Below are 16,979 nucleotides of genomic sequence, written 5' to 3' on the forward strand. Positions count from 1 at the left end.
CTAGAGGGATTCTAGTTAGATATCTACTCTTGTTCCCTTCGCAGGTATTAGCCTGATCAGGTTCAACGGATCCCGAGTTAACGGTCTCAGCCATATGGCACTCCGACAAGTACGATCGAGTATATAAAAACGGCTTGGAGAAACCAAGCCGAGTTGTTAACAAATCGTAAGAAAGTTTTAAGACTTTATCAAAAGTTGGAAGCCGATCCATGCGGCTGAAATACTGAGTACTACATTAAGCAGAACATTAAGCCCCATCTTGAAAAATGCGCCTTGCTGCATAAGAAGCACGTTATCCATCGAAAAAGTGGAGAATGTAGTCAAGGCACCAAGGAAGCCCAAGCCAATAATCTGTCTCCAGGGTTCAGTTGCAACCATCTCATTTTCGAACGCGGCGATCAGTAATCCCATAATCAAAGAGCCAATCACGTTAACAGTTAGCGTACCATAAGGAAAACCTCGTCCAAACATCACTACGCATAACTCGGAAATCAGATAACGTGAACAAGCACCAAAAGCGCCACCAATAGCGATAAAACCAAGAATAGATAACTGACCCATGAATCCTCCCTAACAATAATCCCTATATTCTAGCTTTAACGCCGATAAAAGCGAGGGTGGAAACTAAGAATGTATGCGCAAATATTAAACGTTACAGGTGTCACTTAACTTCGATATAACCCATCAGTCCTGTTTTCATATGTTCAATCACATGACAGTGATACATCCAACGTCCGGGGTTATCTGCCACAAATGCTGCTTTAGCTCGACCGTTCTTTCCAAGTAACACAGTATCTGTGTGAAAAGGTTCTTCAATTTTTTTGCCATCTAACTCAAGTACCGTAAACGTATGACCATGAATATGGATTGGATGATGGTATTGAGTAACATTCTTAAGATCGAATATATAGGTTTTGCCTAACTCTAATGTAGCGAGTGGGTCCGGAATATTGTCTTTACTCATTCCTTCCCAGGCTCTTTTATTTGTCAGCCAAAACTTAGGCATGGATTTCCCATCTTTAGAAACCGGCGACACCGCCCCTTCCCACTCAAACACAAAATCGATCTCTTCTGCATTCGCGAGATCTAACTTAGGTACTGGATTCAGAGGCAACAAAGGAAGTGCTTTGCCTTCTATGAGCGTGGAATCTACGACTTCAAATTCACACAAGGAAAAAGGAAAACGTCCCTTCATTTGCAGAACATTCACTCGCTTGCCAGCCTTTGGAGCAATCAGTCCTATGTCAACTCGCATACCTGGACCGATTTTATGTTCAGTCAACCTATAAGGTGTTTTTATCGGGTTACCATCTATGGCAATAACCCATGCTTCTACACCTTCAACAGCGATAGGATAAGTGATTGTGTTATCGACATTAGCTATACGAAGCCTAGTCGTTGCATGTTGCTTTAGTTGATAAGTAGGCTCATGTACTCCATTAACACTGCTCCACTCCCCAGGAGTCCCCATACGAGCGCTAAGACGTGGGATCATTAAGTCCTTCCACTGTCCTTGTTTATCAAGGTGCCAGTGTTTAAGCATCAAAGCATGCTCTTCATCGAACTGAACTGGTGTGCTCTCTTCAACAACAATTAGACCGACTAAGCCCATACCAAGTTGTTTAACACTGTTCATGTGTGGGTGATACCAGAACGTGCCTGCATCTGGTGGCGTAAATTCATAGACGAACGTTTCACCGGGCATAATTGGTGGCTGACTCAAGAAAGGCACTCCGTCCATTTCTATAGGGATTCTTAAACCATGCCAGTGAATTGTGGTTGGTTCTGATAATTTATTAGTGAAATGAATCGTAACTTTGTCGCCCTGTCGACAACGAATTGTTGGCGCAGGGATCTGACCATTGAACCCCAAAACGTTAGTAGTAAATCCAGGTACAATTTCAGCAGTAGAAGGCTCAGCAGTTAAGTCGTAAACATACCCTCCCTTCTCATCAACCGACCTCTTCATAGAACAAGCAGGAAGGACTGTAAGTGCAGATATAGCGAGAGATGATTGAATAAATTTACGACGAGAGATGTCCATATTTGTAGCCTTTTAGTAATAACGACCAAAATGTAACAAAATATTGAGAATAATTCTCATAAAGAAATGAAGTTTGTGGCTTGGATATTAATAAACGAGGCTGAGATAAGTAAGCACTTACACTGTTTCATCAGAACTAGCGAAACGAGGGAATTGTTGACTGGAATTTGGAGCGGTGAAAAGCAAAAAGGCTCTAGCATTTCTGCTAGAGCCTATTAATGTGGCAGGGGTGGAGAGATTCGAACTCCCAACACGCGGATTTGGAATCCGCTGCTCTGCCAATTGGAGCTACACCCCTAAAGCTTTTTGTACTTTAGATTCGAAAAAACCTCGCATTAAGCGAGGTCATCGAATAAGTGGCGGAGTGGACGGGACTCGAACCCGCGACCCCCGGCGTGACAGGCCGGTATTCTAACCAACTGAACTACCACTCCGCAGTGGACTACTTGTCGTCGCTGACAAGTCGTTCATAATTTAAAGCCTGGCGATGTCCTACTCTCACATGGGGAAGCCCCACACTACCATCGGCGCTATTGTGTTTCACTTCTGAGTTCGGCATGGAATCAGGTGGGTCCACAATGCTATGGTCGCCAAGCAAATTTTAAAATTCGGAAAGCTTATTAAAAGTGTTGTCTCATCAAACTCATTCAAGCGTTTGTATCTTTGAGTCCATCAAAACCCCTTGGGTGTTGTATGGTTAAGCCTCACGGGCAATTAGTACAGGTTAGCTCAATGCCTCGCAGCACTTACACACCCTGCCTATCAACGTTCTAGTCTTGAACAACCCTTTAGGACACTTAAAGTGTCAGGGAAAACTCATCTCAGGGCTCGCTTCCCGCTTAGATGCTTTCAGCGGTTATCGATTCCGAACTTAGCTACCGGGCAATGCCATTGGCATGACAACCCGAACACCAGAGGTTCGTCCACTCCGGTCCTCTCGTACTAGGAGCAGCCCCCTTCAATTTTCCAACGCCCACGGCAGATAGGGACCGAACTGTCTCACGACGTTCTAAACCCAGCTCGCGTACCACTTTAAATGGCGAACAGCCATACCCTTGGGACCGACTTCAGCCCCAGGATGTGATGAGCCGACATCGAGGTGCCAAACACCGCCGTCGATATGAACTCTTGGGCGGTATCAGCCTGTTATCCCCGGAGTACCTTTTATCCGTTGAGCGATGGCCCTTCCATTCAGAACCACCGGATCACTATGACCTGCTTTCGCACCTGCTCGAATTGTCATTCTCGCAGTCAAGCGGGCTTATGCCATTGCACTAACCACACGATGTCCAACCGTGTTTAGCCCACCTTCGTGCTCCTCCGTTACTCTTTGGGAGGAGACCGCCCCAGTCAAACTACCCACCAGGCACTGTCCGTAATCCCGATTCAGGGACCAACGTTAGAACATCAAAACTACAAGGGTGGTATTTCAAGGACGACTCCACCACATCTAGCGACGCGGTTTCAAAGTCTCCCACCTATCCTACACATGTAGGTTCAATGTTCAGTGCCAAGCTGTAGTAAAGGTTCACGGGGTCTTTCCGTCTAGCCGCGGGTACACTGCATCTTCACAGCGATTTCAATTTCACTGAGTCTCGGGTGGAGACAGCGTGGCCATCATTACGCCATTCGTGCAGGTCGGAACTTACCCGACAAGGAATTTCGCTACCTTAGGACCGTTATAGTTACGGCCGCCGTTTACCGGGGCTTCGATCAAGAGCTTCGACCGAAGTCTAACCCCATCAATTAACCTTCCGGCACCGGGCAGGCGTCACACCGTATACGTCATCTTACGATTTTGCACAGTGCTGTGTTTTTAATAAACAGTTGCAGCCACCTGGTATCTGCGACTCTCGTCTGCTCCATCCGCAAGGGACTTCACTGATAAGAGCGTACCTTCTCCCGAAGTTACGGTACCATTTTGCCTAGTTCCTTCACCCGAGTTCTCTCAAGCGCCTTGGTATTCTCTACCCGACCACCTGTGTCGGTTTGGGGTACGATTCCTTACAATCTGAAGCTTAGAGGCTTTTCCTGGAAGCATGGCATCAATGACTTCACTACCGTAGTAGCTCGACATCGTATCTCAGCGTTAAGAAGAACCGGATTTACCTAATTCTTCCGCCTACGTACTTGAACCTGGACAACCGTCGCCAGGCCCACCTAGCCTTCTCCGTCCCCCCATCGCAATTGTAAGAAGTACGGGAATATTAACCCGTTTCCCATCGACTACGCCTTTCGGCCTCGCCTTAGGGGTCGACTTACCCTGCCCCGATTAACGTTGGACAGGAACCCTTGGTCTTCCGGCGAGGGAGTTTTTCACTCCCTTTATCGTTACTCATGTCAGCATTCGCACTTCTGATACCTCCAGCAGCCCTTACAGACCACCTTCAACGGCTTACAGAACGCTCCCCTACCCCACGCACATAAGTGCGTAGCCGCAGCTTCGGTGTATAGCTTAGCCCCGTTACATCTTCCGCGCAGGCCGACTCGACCAGTGAGCTATTACGCTTTCTTTAAATGATGGCTGCTTCTAAGCCAACATCCTGGCTGTCTGAGCCTTCCCACATCGTTTCCCACTTAGCTATACTTTGGGACCTTAGCTGGCGGTCTGGGTTGTTTCCCTCTCCACGACGGACGTTAGCACCCGCCGTGTGTCTCCCGGATAGTACTTACTGGTATTCGGAGTTTGCAAAGGGTTGGTAAGTCGGGATGACCCCCTAGCCTTAACAGTGCTCTACCCCCAGTAGTATTCGTCCGAGGCGCTACCTAAATAGCTTTCGGGGAGAACCAGCTATCTCCAGGTTTGATTGGCCTTTCACCCCTAGCCACAAGTCATCCGCTAATTTTTCAACATTAGTCGGTTCGGTCCTCCAGTTGATGTTACTCAACCTTCAACCTGCCCATGGCTAGATCACCTGGTTTCGGGTCTAATCCTAGCAACTGTACGCCCAGTTAAGACTCGGTTTCCCTACGGCTCCCCTAAACGGTTAACCTTGCTACTAAAATTAAGTCGCTGACCCATTATACAAAAGGTACGCAGTCACACCACGAAGGTGCTCCTACTGCTTGTACGTACACGGTTTCAGGTTCTATTTCACTCCCCTCACAGGGGTTCTTTTCGCCTTTCCCTCACGGTACTGGTTCACTATCGGTCAGTCAGTAGTATTTAGCCTTGGAGGATGGTCCCCCCATATTCAGACAGGATATCACGTGTCCCGCCCTACTCGTTTTCACTGATGATGAGATGTCGACTACGGGGCTATCACCCTTTATTGCGGCACTTTCCAGAGCCTTCGTCTGTCTCATTAAAAGCTTAAGGGCTAATCCAATTTCGCTCGCCGCTACTTTCGGAATCTCGGTTGATTTCTCTTCCTCGGGGTACTTAGATGTTTCAGTTCCCCCGGTTTGCCTCTTGCTGCTATGTATTCACAACAAGATACTTACTTATGTAAGTGGGTTTCCCCATTCGGAAATCCCAGACTCAAATGACTTTTACTGTCTAATCTGGGCTTATCGCAAGTTAATACGTCCTTCATCGCCTCTGACTGCCAAGGCATCCACCGTGTACGCTTAGTCACTTAACCATACAACCCGAAAGGGTCTTTATGTATGGTAAACAACCAAGGTTTTTGGTTGTAATAAGAAGGGTTAGTTCTTATTACGTGTTTGCCGGACTCAATTGTGATTCAAACAAGTTTGAATCGAATACAAGACACTTGAATGTGTTTGTGTTGTGTTTATCCAAAAGATAAACATTGAGAACTTTTAATTTGATTTAAATAACTACGTTATTTAAATCAGTCAGCTTTCCAAATTGTTAAAGAGCAAGAGTTTCAAAGTGTTAAACTTTTAACCCATTTTTAAATACTCTCTTTCGAGAATGCTTAAAGATGGTGGGCGATACCGGGCTCGAACCAGTGACCCCCTGCTTGTAAGGCAGGTGCTCTCCCAACTGAGCTAATCGCCCATAAAAGTTTTAATTCCTCATGGAAGGAATGGTGGAGCTATGCGGGATCGAACCGCAGACCTCCTGCGTGCAAGGCAGGCGCTCTCCCAGCTGAGCTATAGCCCCATATTTTTATTTCCTTGGGAGGAAATGGTGGGTCGTGCAGGATTCGAACCTGCGACCAATTGATTAAAAGTCAACTGCTCTACCAACTGAGCTAACGACCCAATGGTATCCCGTAGGGGAGTCGAACCCCTGTTACCGCCGTGAAAGGGCGGTGTCCTAGGCCTCTAGACGAACGGGACACTGGATTGAAGAACTTGGGAGTTCTTCGTCTCTTTTACTTTCTAAACCTAATCAATCTGTGTGGACACTTATCGTGAATATCTTCGTATAAGGAGGTGATCCAGCCCCAGGTTCCCCTAGGGCTACCTTGTTACGACTTCACCCCAGTCATGAACCACAAAGTGGTGAGCGTCCTCCCCGAAAGGTTAAACTACCCACTTCTTTTGCAGCCCACTCCCATGGTGTGACGGGCGGTGTGTACAAGGCCCGGGAACGTATTCACCGTAGCATTCTGATCTACGATTACTAGCGATTCCGACTTCATGGAGTCGAGTTGCAGACTCCAATCCGGACTACGACGCACTTTTTGGGATTCGCTCACTCTCGCAAGTTCGCTGCCCTCTGTATGCGCCATTGTAGCACGTGTGTAGCCCTACTCGTAAGGGCCATGATGACTTGACGTCGTCCCCACCTTCCTCCGGTTTATCACCGGCAGTCTCCCTGGAGTTCCCGACATTACTCGCTGGCAAACAAGGATAAGGGTTGCGCTCGTTGCGGGACTTAACCCAACATTTCACAACACGAGCTGACGACAGCCATGCAGCACCTGTCTCAGAGCTCCCGAAGGCACACCTGCGTCTCCGCTGGCTTCTCTGGATGTCAAGAGTAGGTAAGGTTCTTCGCGTTGCATCGAATTAAACCACATGCTCCACCGCTTGTGCGGGCCCCCGTCAATTCATTTGAGTTTTAATCTTGCGACCGTACTCCCCAGGCGGTCTACTTAACGCGTTAGCTCCGAAAGCCACGGCTCAAGGCCACAACCTCCAAGTAGACATCGTTTACGGCGTGGACTACCAGGGTATCTAATCCTGTTTGCTCCCCACGCTTTCGCATCTGAGTGTCAGTATCTGTCCAGGGGGCCGCCTTCGCCACTGGTATTCCTTCAGATCTCTACGCATTTCACCGCTACACCTGAAATTCTACCCCCCTCTACAGTACTCTAGTTCACCAGTTTCAAATGCAGTTCCGAGGTTGAGCCCCGGGCTTTCACATCTGACTTAATGAACCACCTGCATGCGCTTTACGCCCAGTAATTCCGATTAACGCTCGCACCCTCCGTATTACCGCGGCTGCTGGCACGGAGTTAGCCGGTGCTTCTTCTGTTGCTAACGTCAAGAAATGCCGCTATTAACGACACCCCCTTCCTCACAACTGAAAGTACTTTACAACCCGAAGGCCTTCTTCATACACGCGGCATGGCTGCATCAGGCTTTCGCCCATTGTGCAATATTCCCCACTGCTGCCTCCCGTAGGAGTCTGGACCGTGTCTCAGTTCCAGTGTGGCTGATCATCCTCTCAGACCAGCTAGGGATCGTCGCCTTGGTGAGCCATTACCTCACCAACTAGCTAATCCCACCTAGGCATATCTTGACGCGAGAGGCCCGAAGGTCCCCCTCTTTGGCCCGTAGGCATTATGCGGTATTAGCCATCGTTTCCAATGGTTATCCCCCACATCAAGGCAATTTCCTAGGCATTACTCACCCGTCCGCCGCTCGACGCCGTTATCGTTCCCCGAAGGTTCAGATAACTCGTTTCCGCTCGACTTGCATGTGTTAGGCCTGCCGCCAGCGTTCAATCTGAGCCATGATCAAACTCTTCAATTTAAAGTTTTGATTACCTAAATTAATAGGTGTGACTCAACGAATACTGACTTCAAAACTACAAAAAGTAATTCTAAAGCTATTACCATTCCAACAGAATGATAATGAATTGACTGTGCCGATAATAAATTATCGATTGGTCACTCAGTTCATTGAAATCAAGTTGAAACCGAAGTTTCATTTTTTGATATTCATCAACGAGTGCCCACACAGATTGATAGGTTTAAATTGTTAAAGAGCTTTTCCTTTTTGAGCTTCGCTCAAATCGGACGGCCATTTTAGCGATTTAAGTTTTAGTGTCAACCACTATTTTCAAAACTTTTTTCAAGCGCTTAGCTTGGCTAATTTGGCTTACTGATTCGTTTTGGTTTCCTAAGAAGCCATCCCGTGTCAGCGAGGTGGCATTATAGAGATTTCGATCACACTGGCAAGCCCTTTTTTAAGTTTTTCTTACTTTTTTGATTGTTCGAGTATTTTTTGTTCAAAACACGCCATTTTCACTAGTATTCTCCATAATTAAAGGCTTATGGTGCCTATATAAAGGAGGATTTATGAGTTCAATACGTAGTTACAAAGGTATATCACCTCAGATCGGACAAGGTGTCTATATAGATACAAGCTCAGTACTTGTTGGTGATATCAAAATTGGTGATGACTCTAGTGTATGGCCTTTAGTCGCCGCTCGAGGAGATGTGAATCATATCCATATTGGCGATAGAACTAATATCCAGGACGGTAGTGTTCTCCATGTTACCCATAAGAATGCTGAGAACCCTGAAGGTTATCCTCTATTAATCGGCAATGATGTCACTATCGGCCATAAAGTGATGCTACATGGTTGCACGATTAAAGATCGTGTGCTCGTGGGTATGGGCGCTATCGTATTAGATGGTGTGGTCGTCGAACAAGACGTGATGATTGGTGCAGGAAGTTTGGTTCCACCTAACAAGGTGCTTGAAAGTGGCTATCTATATGTAGGAAGCCCAGTTAAACAAGCACGCCCACTGCATGATAAGGAACGTGCTTTCTTACAAAAGTCGGCTGACAACTATGTTCAGAATAAAAACGACTATCTAGACTCTGTGCTTCCCGTTTAAAGCGCTTTAATCTGAATTCGATTAGAGGAGTCATACTCCTCTTCTTCTATTAACTCTTCCGCTAACTCTTCAATATCAAAACGAAGCTCTGCAAAGATAGCCAAAGCTTGTTCGCCGCCTTCGATTTCTTTGTCTGATAATCGTGACAACTCTTCAATCGACACTTCACACTCAATCAGTGCGCCTGACTGCTGAGCTGGGAAGATAATAGATTGACACTCTTCATCCCAATCTTGGATATCTGGGAATAGGATTGATTGATTCATTTTTTCTGAATACCTTGTTATATCTCTAGGTTCTTACGTAATTCTCTTAAAATCTGTTTTGTGCCCGGGCGAAGACCACGCCACAACATGAAACTCTCAGCCGCTTGCCCTACTAACATCCCCAAGCCGTCATAAGCAGCATGAACACCATTATCTAATGCCCATTGGTTGAATACCGTATTGCCCGAACCATAAACCATATCGTAGACGACACTATTATCGTTGAAGATAGCTGGAGAAACTTCTGGTAGTTGACCACTTAGACCTGATGACGTGGAGTTAATAATGACATCAAAGCCTTCGTTCACATCACTTAGCCCCGTCCCTTTTATGTTTCCATGCGAAGCAAACATTTCAGCTAACAATTCAGCCTTTGAACTGGTGCGGTTAGCCACCACTAATTGCTGTGGCTTTTGATCAAGCAAAGGTTGAATCACTCCTCTTGCTGCGCCACCAGCACCCAGTAAGAGAACTCGAGCTCCCTCTAATACTACTTGGTGTTGAAGTAAATCTTGAACAAGCCCCTCACCATCAGTGTTATCACCAATGATTTCTCCGTCATCTAGCTTCTTCAATGTATTAACGGCACCAGCTAGTTGAGCTCTTTCAGTCAATCGATTAGCAAACTGATAAGCATCTTCTTTAAATGGTGCTGTGACGTTACACCCTCTTCCACCTTCACTAAAAAAGGCTTTAGCTGAGGTAATGAACTGGCCATGTTCTGGCTGCAGTGCTGTATAGGTAAGCTGCTGGTTAGTTTGGCGAGCAAATAACGTGTGGATGAATGGCGATTTGCTTTGCCCAATAGGGTTACCGAAAACGGCATAACGATCTACTTGCTGTGTCATATCCTTACCTAACAGAAATAATAAAAAGGGTCATCTATATAGATGACCCTATCACTATCCCTATAAGGAAGGAAGAACTACCAAGATCGAGGTTTTAGGTAGTCACTATAAAGCAACGCTTCTGGTGACCCTGCTTGAGGTTCGTAACGGTATTCCCAGCGAGCCAATGGCGGCATAGACATCAATATAGACTCTGTTCGCCCGCCACTTTGTAGGCCAAACAAGGTACCACGGTCATAGACTAGGTTGAATTCAACGTAGCGACCACGGCGGTAAAGTTGGAAGTCACGCTCACGTTCACCATAAGGTGTCTCTTTGCGACGCTCAACAATCGGTAGGTATGCCGCAGCATAGCCTTCACCAACAGCTCGCATGTAAGCAAAGCTCTTTTCAAAGCCCCACTCATTTAAGTCATCAAAGAACAGACCACCAACACCACGCGTTTCATCACGGTGAGGTAGATAGAAGTACTTATCGCACCACTCTTTGTGTTCTTGATACACGTTATCGCCAAATGGCGCACACAGATCTTTAGCTGTTTGATGCCAAGACTGGCAATCTTCATCGAAAGGATAGAATGGCGTTAGATCGAACCCACCACCGAACCACCAGATAGGGTCTTCGCCTTCTTTTTCGGCAATAAAGAATCGAACGTTAGCATGAGAGGTTGGGATATAAGGGTTTTTAGGGTGGATAACTAACGATACGCCCATTGCCTCAAACTTACGCCCGGCTAATTCAGGGCGATGAGCCGTTGCTGAAGCGGGCATTGCCTTACCTGCAACGTGAGAAAAGTTTACACCACCTTGTTCAAAGACCACACCGTCAGTCATAACACGAGTACGACCACCGCCACCAAGGCGATCGCCAGGTTCGCGTTCCCATGCGTCTTCTTTAAATAGTGCACTACCATCAGCCTGTTCAAGCTGTTGGCAAATCGAATCTTGTAGGCTCAGTAAAAACTGCTTTACTGCTTCTTTATCAATTGCTGACATTTTACTTTCCTTTGCAGAGTTTAACCCTGTCTTAATATTTTCGACGTTTTTGCATCTCTGATTTCGCTTGGCTTGTCACGACCACCCGTTTTCCCTTCAAGAATCGCAACCAAGTGTTGGCCAAGTTGCTGATGTACTTCTTCAGTCGTCATACAAGGTGGTTCGCCCGTCAGGTTAGCACTGGTAGAGGTTAACGGCTTACCGAATTCATTACACATTCTTTGAACCAAAGGGTGATCCGTCACTCGCACAGCGATTGAATCAAACTGACCACTCACCCAATCAGTCACTTTAGCACTGGTTGGCATGATCCAAGTGACCGGCCCCGGCCATGTTGCTTTAACCGTCGCTAGTTGCTCATCGGTCAGTTGGCTTTCATCAATATAAGGCAGCAGCTGCTCGTAACTTGCCGCAATCAAGATCAAGCCCTTTTCAACTGGACGCTGTTTTAACTCGAGTAATTTCTTGATGGCATGTGGATTATCAGGATCACAACCAACCCCAAAAACGCCTTCGGTCGGGTAAGCAATGACTTCGCCCTGTTGTAATGCCTGCAATGTATGTTGAAAGTTATCCACGGGTTGCCTCATTAAGTCAGTTATCGAACTCGCTAAGTGTACAAATTATCACTCACTGTTACTAAAGCTATTTGTTTATAAAATGTATCAATTGGCAATTTAGACTGACGCAAACGTTTTCCTAAAGCAATTTTACCCGTATAATGCGCGCAAAATATCTAATCACTAATTAAATCGTACCTGAAGGAGTTTGAGATGACTGTCGGTATTATCATGGGTTCTAAATCTGATTGGCCAACAATAAAGCTAGCTGCGGACATGTTGGATCAGTTTGGCGTAGCGTACGAAACAAAAGTGGTTTCAGCTCACCGCACACCTCAGTTGCTTGCAGACTACGCAACCAGTGCAAAAGAGCGCGGTATTAAAGTCATTATTGCTGGTGCTGGCGGTGCTGCACACCTACCAGGCATGGCGGCTGCTTTCACAAGCGTACCTGTACTTGGTGTTCCGGTTCAGTCTAAAGCCCTGAAAGGTATGGACTCTCTGCTTTCTATCGTGCAAATGCCAAAAGGCATCGCAGTGGGTACTCTAGCTATCGGTGAAGCGGGAGCAGCGAACGCTGGCATCCTAGCTGCTCAAATCATTGGTACACACAATGAAGAAGTAATGGCGAAAGTAGAAGCGTTCCGCTCTGAGCAAACAGAAACGGTGCTTGCTAATCCAAACCCTGCAGAGGACTAATTCCCATGCATGTTCTTGTGTTAGGCGCGGGCCAACTTGCTCGCATGATGTCCCTAGCTGGGGCACCGCTGAATATTGAAATTTCTGCTTTTGATGTTGGCAGCAAAAGTATTGTTCATCCATTAACGCAAGCGATTCTAGGCAACGGCTTAGAAAATGCGATTGAGTGCGCGGACGTCATTACTGCTGAATTCGAACACATCCCTCATGATGTGCTTGAAATATGTGAGCGCAGCGGTAAGTTCTTACCGACCACACAAGCAATCAAAGCTGGCGGTGACCGTCGCCTTGAAAAAGCGCTGTTAGACGAAGCGAACGTAAAAAACGCCAAGTACTATGTGATTAATGCTCGTGAAGACTTTGACGCAGCAATTGCTCATGTTGGCCTACCTATGGTGTTGAAGAGCACACTTGGTGGCTACGATGGCAAAGGCCAATGGCGTTTAAAGACCTTAGACAACGTTGAAGCAACTTGGACAGAAATGGCCGAGTGCATTGCTGCAACCGACAATCAAGCAATTGTGGCAGAAGAGTTTGTTCCGTTCGACCGTGAAGTATCACTGGTTGGCGCTCGTGGAACCAATGGAGAGGTTCAAGTTTACCCATTGGCAGAAAACGTTCACACCGATGGCGTATTAAGCCTATCGACCGCAATTGATGATATTGAGCTGCAAGAACAAGCGAAAGCCATGTTTACCGCGGTTGCTGAGCGCTTAGATTATGTTGGCGTGCTAGCACTTGAGTTCTTTGACGTTCAAGGTTCACTGTTGGTTAACGAGATTGCACCACGAGTTCATAACTCTGGCCACTGGACACAACAAGGTGCTGAGACTTGTCAGTTTGAGAATCACCTTCGTGCGGTCTGTGGAATGCCACTAGGTAGCACCAAGCTGATTCGTCCAACCGCAATGATCAACATCCTTGGTGAAGATACTCTACCTGACGCTATTTTGGCTCAAGGCGGTTGTCATGTTCATTGGTATGGTAAAGAGAAACGAGCAGGCCGTAAGATGGGTCACATTAACGTGAGCGCAGACTACAACGCCGAACTGCAAAGAACATTATGTTCTCTGGCAGATATCCTCGACAAAAAAGCTTATCCAGCTATTCATGAATTTGCTGAGCAAATGAAATAAGCCAACATGGCTTTGGTTGGTTTAGATACAAAAAACGGCGCTCAGTGAGCGCCGTTTTTATTTCTATAACTTAAAGCTATTCAGATTGAATGTGATGACACTTGCGGTCCGCACATTGCTTTTTCATCCCTTGAGCTGTTTTCTTCTCAAGTAACAGCGGGAACTGACACGCTTCACAACGACCGATAATAGGCGGCTGGTTTACTGCAAACTTACACTTAGGGTAGTTATCACACGCGTAGAAAGTTTTGCCGTAGCGAGATTTACGCTCGACCAAATGGCCTTTGCCACATTCAGGACAGCCGACCAACGGCTGCTCTTCAGGTTGTTCTTTGGGCTGGTCTAAAGATTCGATGTGATTACACGCAGGGTAACTGCTACAACCAATAAACATGCCATAGCGACCTTGCCTCAACACCAGCTCGTTTTGGCATTTAGGGCACGGTACACCCAGCTCTTTCACTACATGACCATCGTTTTGGTGCAAAGGCTTGATGTAGTCGCAACTTGGATATTGCTTACAGCCTAAAAACGGGCCGTGCTTACCATGGCGAAGCTGAAGCTCTCCGCCACACTGTGGACACGGTTCATGCTCTAGTGCATGTTCATGTGCTGAAAAAAGCTGATTATCAATCTTACTACTCATGATAAGCCTGTATTAATGCAAGATACCTTGCTCTTTGGTGTACAACAGCTCTTCCATTTGCGTGTAAGCACTTTCATTACCCGGTACATTGAACAGTACCATTAAGATAATCCACTTCAGATCATCCAACTCAAATTCATTGGTCTCTAACCCCATCACACGATCAATCACCATTTCACGAATCTCTGTCGTGAGAACGTTGATCTGCTCAAGGAACAACAAGAAACCACGACACTCCATATTAATACGTGATATCTCTTTACTTGTGTAAACACGCATCGAGGTATTAGAGCACATAGTAATCGCCGCTTGGTTATCGGTATCTTGCAGTGCAGCAAGGTCTTCTAACCAATGGAGAGCCTTATAAATATCATCTTGGTGAAACCCCGCTCGAAGAAGTTCATCTTCAAGTTCGTCTTGATCCACCTGCAATTCAGAATCGCTATGGATGTAGGTTTCAAACAAGTACATCAGTATGTCCATCATCATAGCTAGCCTCTCCCCTTTCGAATATAGCCACCGGAAACTGCAACAACATGCCCTGAGAGCTCAAGCTCTAAAAGCTGCATCATGACTTCATGCACAGGTATATGGGTTCTCTGTGCCAAAATATCAACGGGTGTCGCCTCTAATCCTACGTTAGCTAACAGATGTGGAAATGGCAATTGTTCATTTTCCTCCAAGCTTGGCGCAGGTTCGAATAAATTAGGCTGTTGGTCTATAGACCAGTCTAACAGACTCTTTATTTCAACCAAGACATCTTGAGCACTCTGTACCAAGCAAGCACCAGCTTTGATTAAGCTATTGCCTCCACGACTCGTTGGGCTATGGATAGAGCCTGGAAGCGCGAATACTTCACGCCCTTGCTCCAAAGCGTAGCGAGCGGTAATTAGTGAACCACTCTTCTCTGCAGCCTCGATCACCAAGGTTCCTAACGATAAGCCACTAATAATACGATTGCGACGCGGGAAATGTTCAGGTCGCGGTTTGGCACTTGGACGAAACTCTGAGATTAGCGCCCCACTTTCACATATCCTAGCCGCGAGGTTTCTGTGTCTCGCAGGATAAATAGAATCCAAGCCAGACCCTAGCACAGCAAAGGTTTCGCCTCCTTTTTCTAACGCACCATCATGAGCATAGCCATCGATACCTAAGGCTAAACCGCTGGTGACAATCAAGCCATTTTGTACAAACTCTTTGGCAAATGATTTCGTAGTCTGTAAGCCTTCGATGCTGGCATTACGGCTGCCGACCATAGCAATTTGAGGCTCTATCAGCTTTTCAACATTACCTTTGACGAAAAGCACTGTGGGTGCTGAAGCTATCTCACTCAACAATTTAGGATAGTGTAGGCAACTCGGAGTAAGGATGTGATGGTTGGATTGTTTAGCCTGCCAAGCGAGACAAGCCTCTACCTCTCTTGGGGCTTGATCTCGTAGATAAGCGATTTGTTTAGTTGATAAGCCCAATGCCTGCAGCTGTTGCCCTGAGTAACCAACAATGTTTAAAGGAGAATCAACACTCAGTAGGCGAGCAAGACGCTTTCCACCCAGTTGCGGAATAAAGCTTAACGTTAACCAAGCGATCAATTGCTGTTCATTCACTCGCTTCCCTCTTCCGTCACAGCTAGATCCAAAGGAGATATCGCTAGAATGTCATTGCTTACTGGCTTTGAACTTTGAGTGATCAGGGCGAGGCTAAAATACTCATAAGGTCGAATGACCATAAGGCTGCCCAGTGAGGTACTTGGTAGCTGCACTTTATTACTCGCTGAAGACTCTTTGTAGCTGTATTCACCTTGTTTGCCGAACACAACCGCACCACTTTCACTGAGGGTAAACATGGAGCCTTGGCGAAGATTGTCATGCGAGCCCTTGTTGATCACAACTACCTGATTTTTCGCACTGTATTGATTACCCTCGAGAGAACCTAAAATATTGGCAAACTGCCCCGCAGCACTGGGAGTTGGATAGAAGGTGGTAGAAAGATTCACTTGGTCGACGTCCAGATCTGGCAATACTAGATCGTTAAGCAGAACTTCTTGCAGCTGAGTCTCTATCTGTAATCTACTGAACTCAGCATCCACTTCTTTTAAGCGTGCAGTGGCAACTAAGCGCAAAGAAGTGATACTCGCTTGAGGATGCTGCCTTTGATAAGTTTCAACGGCGCGGTAAATACCCCACTTAGGGTGCTGCTGGTTTCCAGATATGAATAATCGGTCTTCCCCAGACAAGAAGCGTTTTCCATCGCTTGTTCCCAACACTCGTTGCGCCGATTCAATATCTTGTTGCTCAACCAAGCGATCAGACTGCAAATAAGGCAAAACCAACCCCTCATTGACAGTAGGCACTGCTTTCTTCTCAGAGACACGAATCTTAGGGCTGAGTTTGATAACCGGCTTGAGGCTCAACACAGGTTCGCCATTAATCCAAACCAAAGACAGTTTGTCTCCGGGATAAATAAGGTGAGGATTTTCTATCTCTGGGTTCACCTGCCATAACCTTGGCCACAACCAAGGGCTATCGAGATACATTGCTGAGATATCCCACAAGGTGTCGCCCTTAACCACCACATAGGCTTCAGGCGCACCTCGCTTAATGGTTAAAGGTTGCTCACTATTTTCTGCCACCACGACAAAAGAAATTGAGGAAAAAACAAGCGATAAAGTGGAGTAAACATGACGCATGACCTAGCTTCCTTGGTCTGTATATTTGGAGAATTACCATCAGGATGCTGTCATTTGACCTCTAAAATGTCTAGAATTGAGCCAACAAGGTTAAAGCTGTTTCGGCACAG

General features: G+C 46.4%; 13 protein-coding genes, 6 tRNA genes, 3 rRNA genes and 1 riboswitch. Of the genes, 3 read left to right on the plus strand and 19 right to left on the minus strand.

The window, feature by feature from the left end; translation table 11 throughout:
• Positions 1–16: 16 nt before the first annotated feature.
• Positions 17–115, minus strand: a riboswitch (TPP riboswitch).
• A gap of 62 nt (positions 116–177) precedes the next feature.
• The 11 genes from crcB to OCV52_RS15535 all read right to left on the minus strand — a co-directional run bounded on the left by crcB (position 178) and on the right by OCV52_RS15535 (position 7,939).
• The gene (crcB, locus tag OCV52_RS15485) at positions 178–561 is read right to left on the minus strand and encodes a fluoride efflux transporter CrcB (RefSeq protein ID WP_137408777.1); all 384 of its coding nucleotides are present in this window, start codon (positions 559–561) and stop codon (positions 178–180) included.
• A 100-nt stretch (positions 562–661) separates the two neighbouring features.
• Positions 662–2,044: a multicopper oxidase family protein gene (locus tag OCV52_RS15490; protein WP_137408778.1), complete on the minus strand. Its 1,383-nt coding sequence runs from the start codon at positions 2,042–2,044 to the stop codon at positions 662–664.
• 221 nt (positions 2,045–2,265) lie between these two features.
• A tRNA-Trp gene (locus tag OCV52_RS15495) sits at positions 2,266–2,342 on the minus strand.
• 59 nt (positions 2,343–2,401) lie between these two features.
• Positions 2,402–2,478, minus strand: a tRNA-Asp gene (locus OCV52_RS15500).
• Positions 2,479–2,523: 45 nt separating this feature from the next.
• Positions 2,524–2,639, minus strand: a 5S ribosomal RNA gene (gene rrf / locus OCV52_RS15505).
• A gap of 98 nt (positions 2,640–2,737) precedes the next feature.
• Positions 2,738–5,628: ribosomal RNA gene (locus OCV52_RS15510) — 23S ribosomal RNA — on the minus strand.
• Positions 5,629–5,935: 307 nt separating this feature from the next.
• Positions 5,936–6,011: transfer RNA gene (locus OCV52_RS15515), tRNA-Val, on the minus strand.
• 29 nt (positions 6,012–6,040) lie between these two features.
• Positions 6,041–6,116: transfer RNA gene (locus OCV52_RS15520), tRNA-Ala, on the minus strand.
• Positions 6,117–6,141: 25 nt separating this feature from the next.
• Positions 6,142–6,217: transfer RNA gene (locus OCV52_RS15525), tRNA-Lys, on the minus strand.
• Positions 6,218–6,219: 2 nt separating this feature from the next.
• Positions 6,220–6,295: transfer RNA gene (locus tag OCV52_RS15530), tRNA-Glu, on the minus strand.
• Positions 6,296–6,384: 89 nt separating this feature from the next.
• Positions 6,385–7,939, minus strand: a 16S ribosomal RNA gene (locus tag OCV52_RS15535).
• The 16S, 23S and 5S rRNA genes sit together here with 6 tRNA genes alongside, the layout of an rRNA operon.
• Positions 7,940–8,487: 548 nt before the next feature.
• Here OCV52_RS15535 and OCV52_RS15540 point away from each other — a divergent pair.
• Positions 8,488–9,033, plus strand: coding sequence for a gamma carbonic anhydrase family protein (locus OCV52_RS15540; RefSeq protein WP_137407545.1), 546 nt, complete (start codon positions 8,488–8,490; stop codon positions 9,031–9,033).
• Here OCV52_RS15540 and OCV52_RS15545 read toward each other — a convergent pair.
• From OCV52_RS15545 to OCV52_RS15560, 4 genes are all read right to left on the minus strand, one after another.
• Entirely contained in the window at positions 9,030–9,299 is a 270-nt protein-coding gene (locus OCV52_RS15545) for a DUF1488 family protein (protein ID WP_102425854.1), read from the minus strand. The genes OCV52_RS15540 and OCV52_RS15545 overlap by 4 nt on opposite strands.
• Positions 9,300–9,316: 17 nt before the next feature.
• Positions 9,317–10,147: a shikimate dehydrogenase gene (gene aroE, locus OCV52_RS15550; RefSeq protein ID WP_137407546.1), complete on the minus strand. Its 831-nt coding sequence runs from the start codon at positions 10,145–10,147 to the stop codon at positions 9,317–9,319.
• Positions 10,148–10,224: 77 nt separating this feature from the next.
• Positions 10,225–11,142 carry an oxygen-dependent coproporphyrinogen oxidase gene (hemF, locus tag OCV52_RS15555; protein ID WP_137407547.1) on the minus strand — a complete coding sequence of 306 codons (918 nt, stop codon included), beginning with the start codon at positions 11,140–11,142 and terminating at the stop codon, positions 10,225–10,227.
• 20 nt (positions 11,143–11,162) lie between these two features.
• Positions 11,163–11,720, minus strand: a complete 558-nt coding sequence (locus tag OCV52_RS15560) for an L-threonylcarbamoyladenylate synthase (protein ID WP_102425851.1) — start codon at positions 11,718–11,720, stop codon at positions 11,163–11,165.
• A gap of 195 nt (positions 11,721–11,915) precedes the next feature.
• Here OCV52_RS15560 and purE point away from each other — a divergent pair, with 195 nt between their 5' ends.
• Positions 11,916–12,401 (plus strand): 5-(carboxyamino)imidazole ribonucleotide mutase, encoded by a 486-nt coding sequence (purE, locus tag OCV52_RS15565; RefSeq protein ID WP_137407548.1) that lies wholly within the window; start codon positions 11,916–11,918, stop codon positions 12,399–12,401.
• 5 nt (positions 12,402–12,406) lie between these two features.
• Positions 12,407–13,537: a 5-(carboxyamino)imidazole ribonucleotide synthase gene (locus tag OCV52_RS15570; RefSeq protein WP_102425850.1), complete on the plus strand. Its 1,131-nt coding sequence runs from the start codon at positions 12,407–12,409 to the stop codon at positions 13,535–13,537.
• Between the two features lie 76 nt (positions 13,538–13,613).
• Here the strand turns inward: OCV52_RS15570 and OCV52_RS15575 are convergent, their stop codons facing one another.
• From OCV52_RS15575 to OCV52_RS15590, 4 genes are read right to left on the minus strand one after another with little or no spacing between them, the layout of a single operon-like run.
• Positions 13,614–14,183 (minus strand): DNA topoisomerase family protein, encoded by a 570-nt coding sequence (locus tag OCV52_RS15575; RefSeq protein WP_137407549.1) that lies wholly within the window; start codon positions 14,181–14,183, stop codon positions 13,614–13,616.
• A 12-nt stretch (positions 14,184–14,195) separates the two neighbouring features.
• Entirely contained in the window at positions 14,196–14,672 is a 477-nt protein-coding gene (locus OCV52_RS15580; protein ID WP_029235095.1) for a DUF494 family protein, read from the minus strand.
• Positions 14,673–14,674: 2 nt separating this feature from the next.
• Positions 14,675–15,787 (minus strand): DNA-processing protein DprA, encoded by a 1,113-nt coding sequence (dprA, locus tag OCV52_RS15585; protein ID WP_137407550.1) that lies wholly within the window; start codon positions 15,785–15,787, stop codon positions 14,675–14,677.
• A complete protein-coding gene (locus tag OCV52_RS15590) occupies positions 15,784–16,869 on the minus strand; it encodes a LysM peptidoglycan-binding domain-containing protein (protein WP_137407551.1) in 1,086 nt (361 codons plus the stop codon). Before OCV52_RS15590 ends, dprA begins: the two co-directional genes overlap by 4 nt.
• Between the last annotated feature and the right edge of the window lie 110 nt (positions 16,870–16,979).

The sequence above is a fragment of the Vibrio chagasii genome (assembly GCF_024347355.1).
GTDB lineage: Bacteria > Pseudomonadota > Gammaproteobacteria > Enterobacterales > Vibrionaceae > Vibrio > Vibrio chagasii.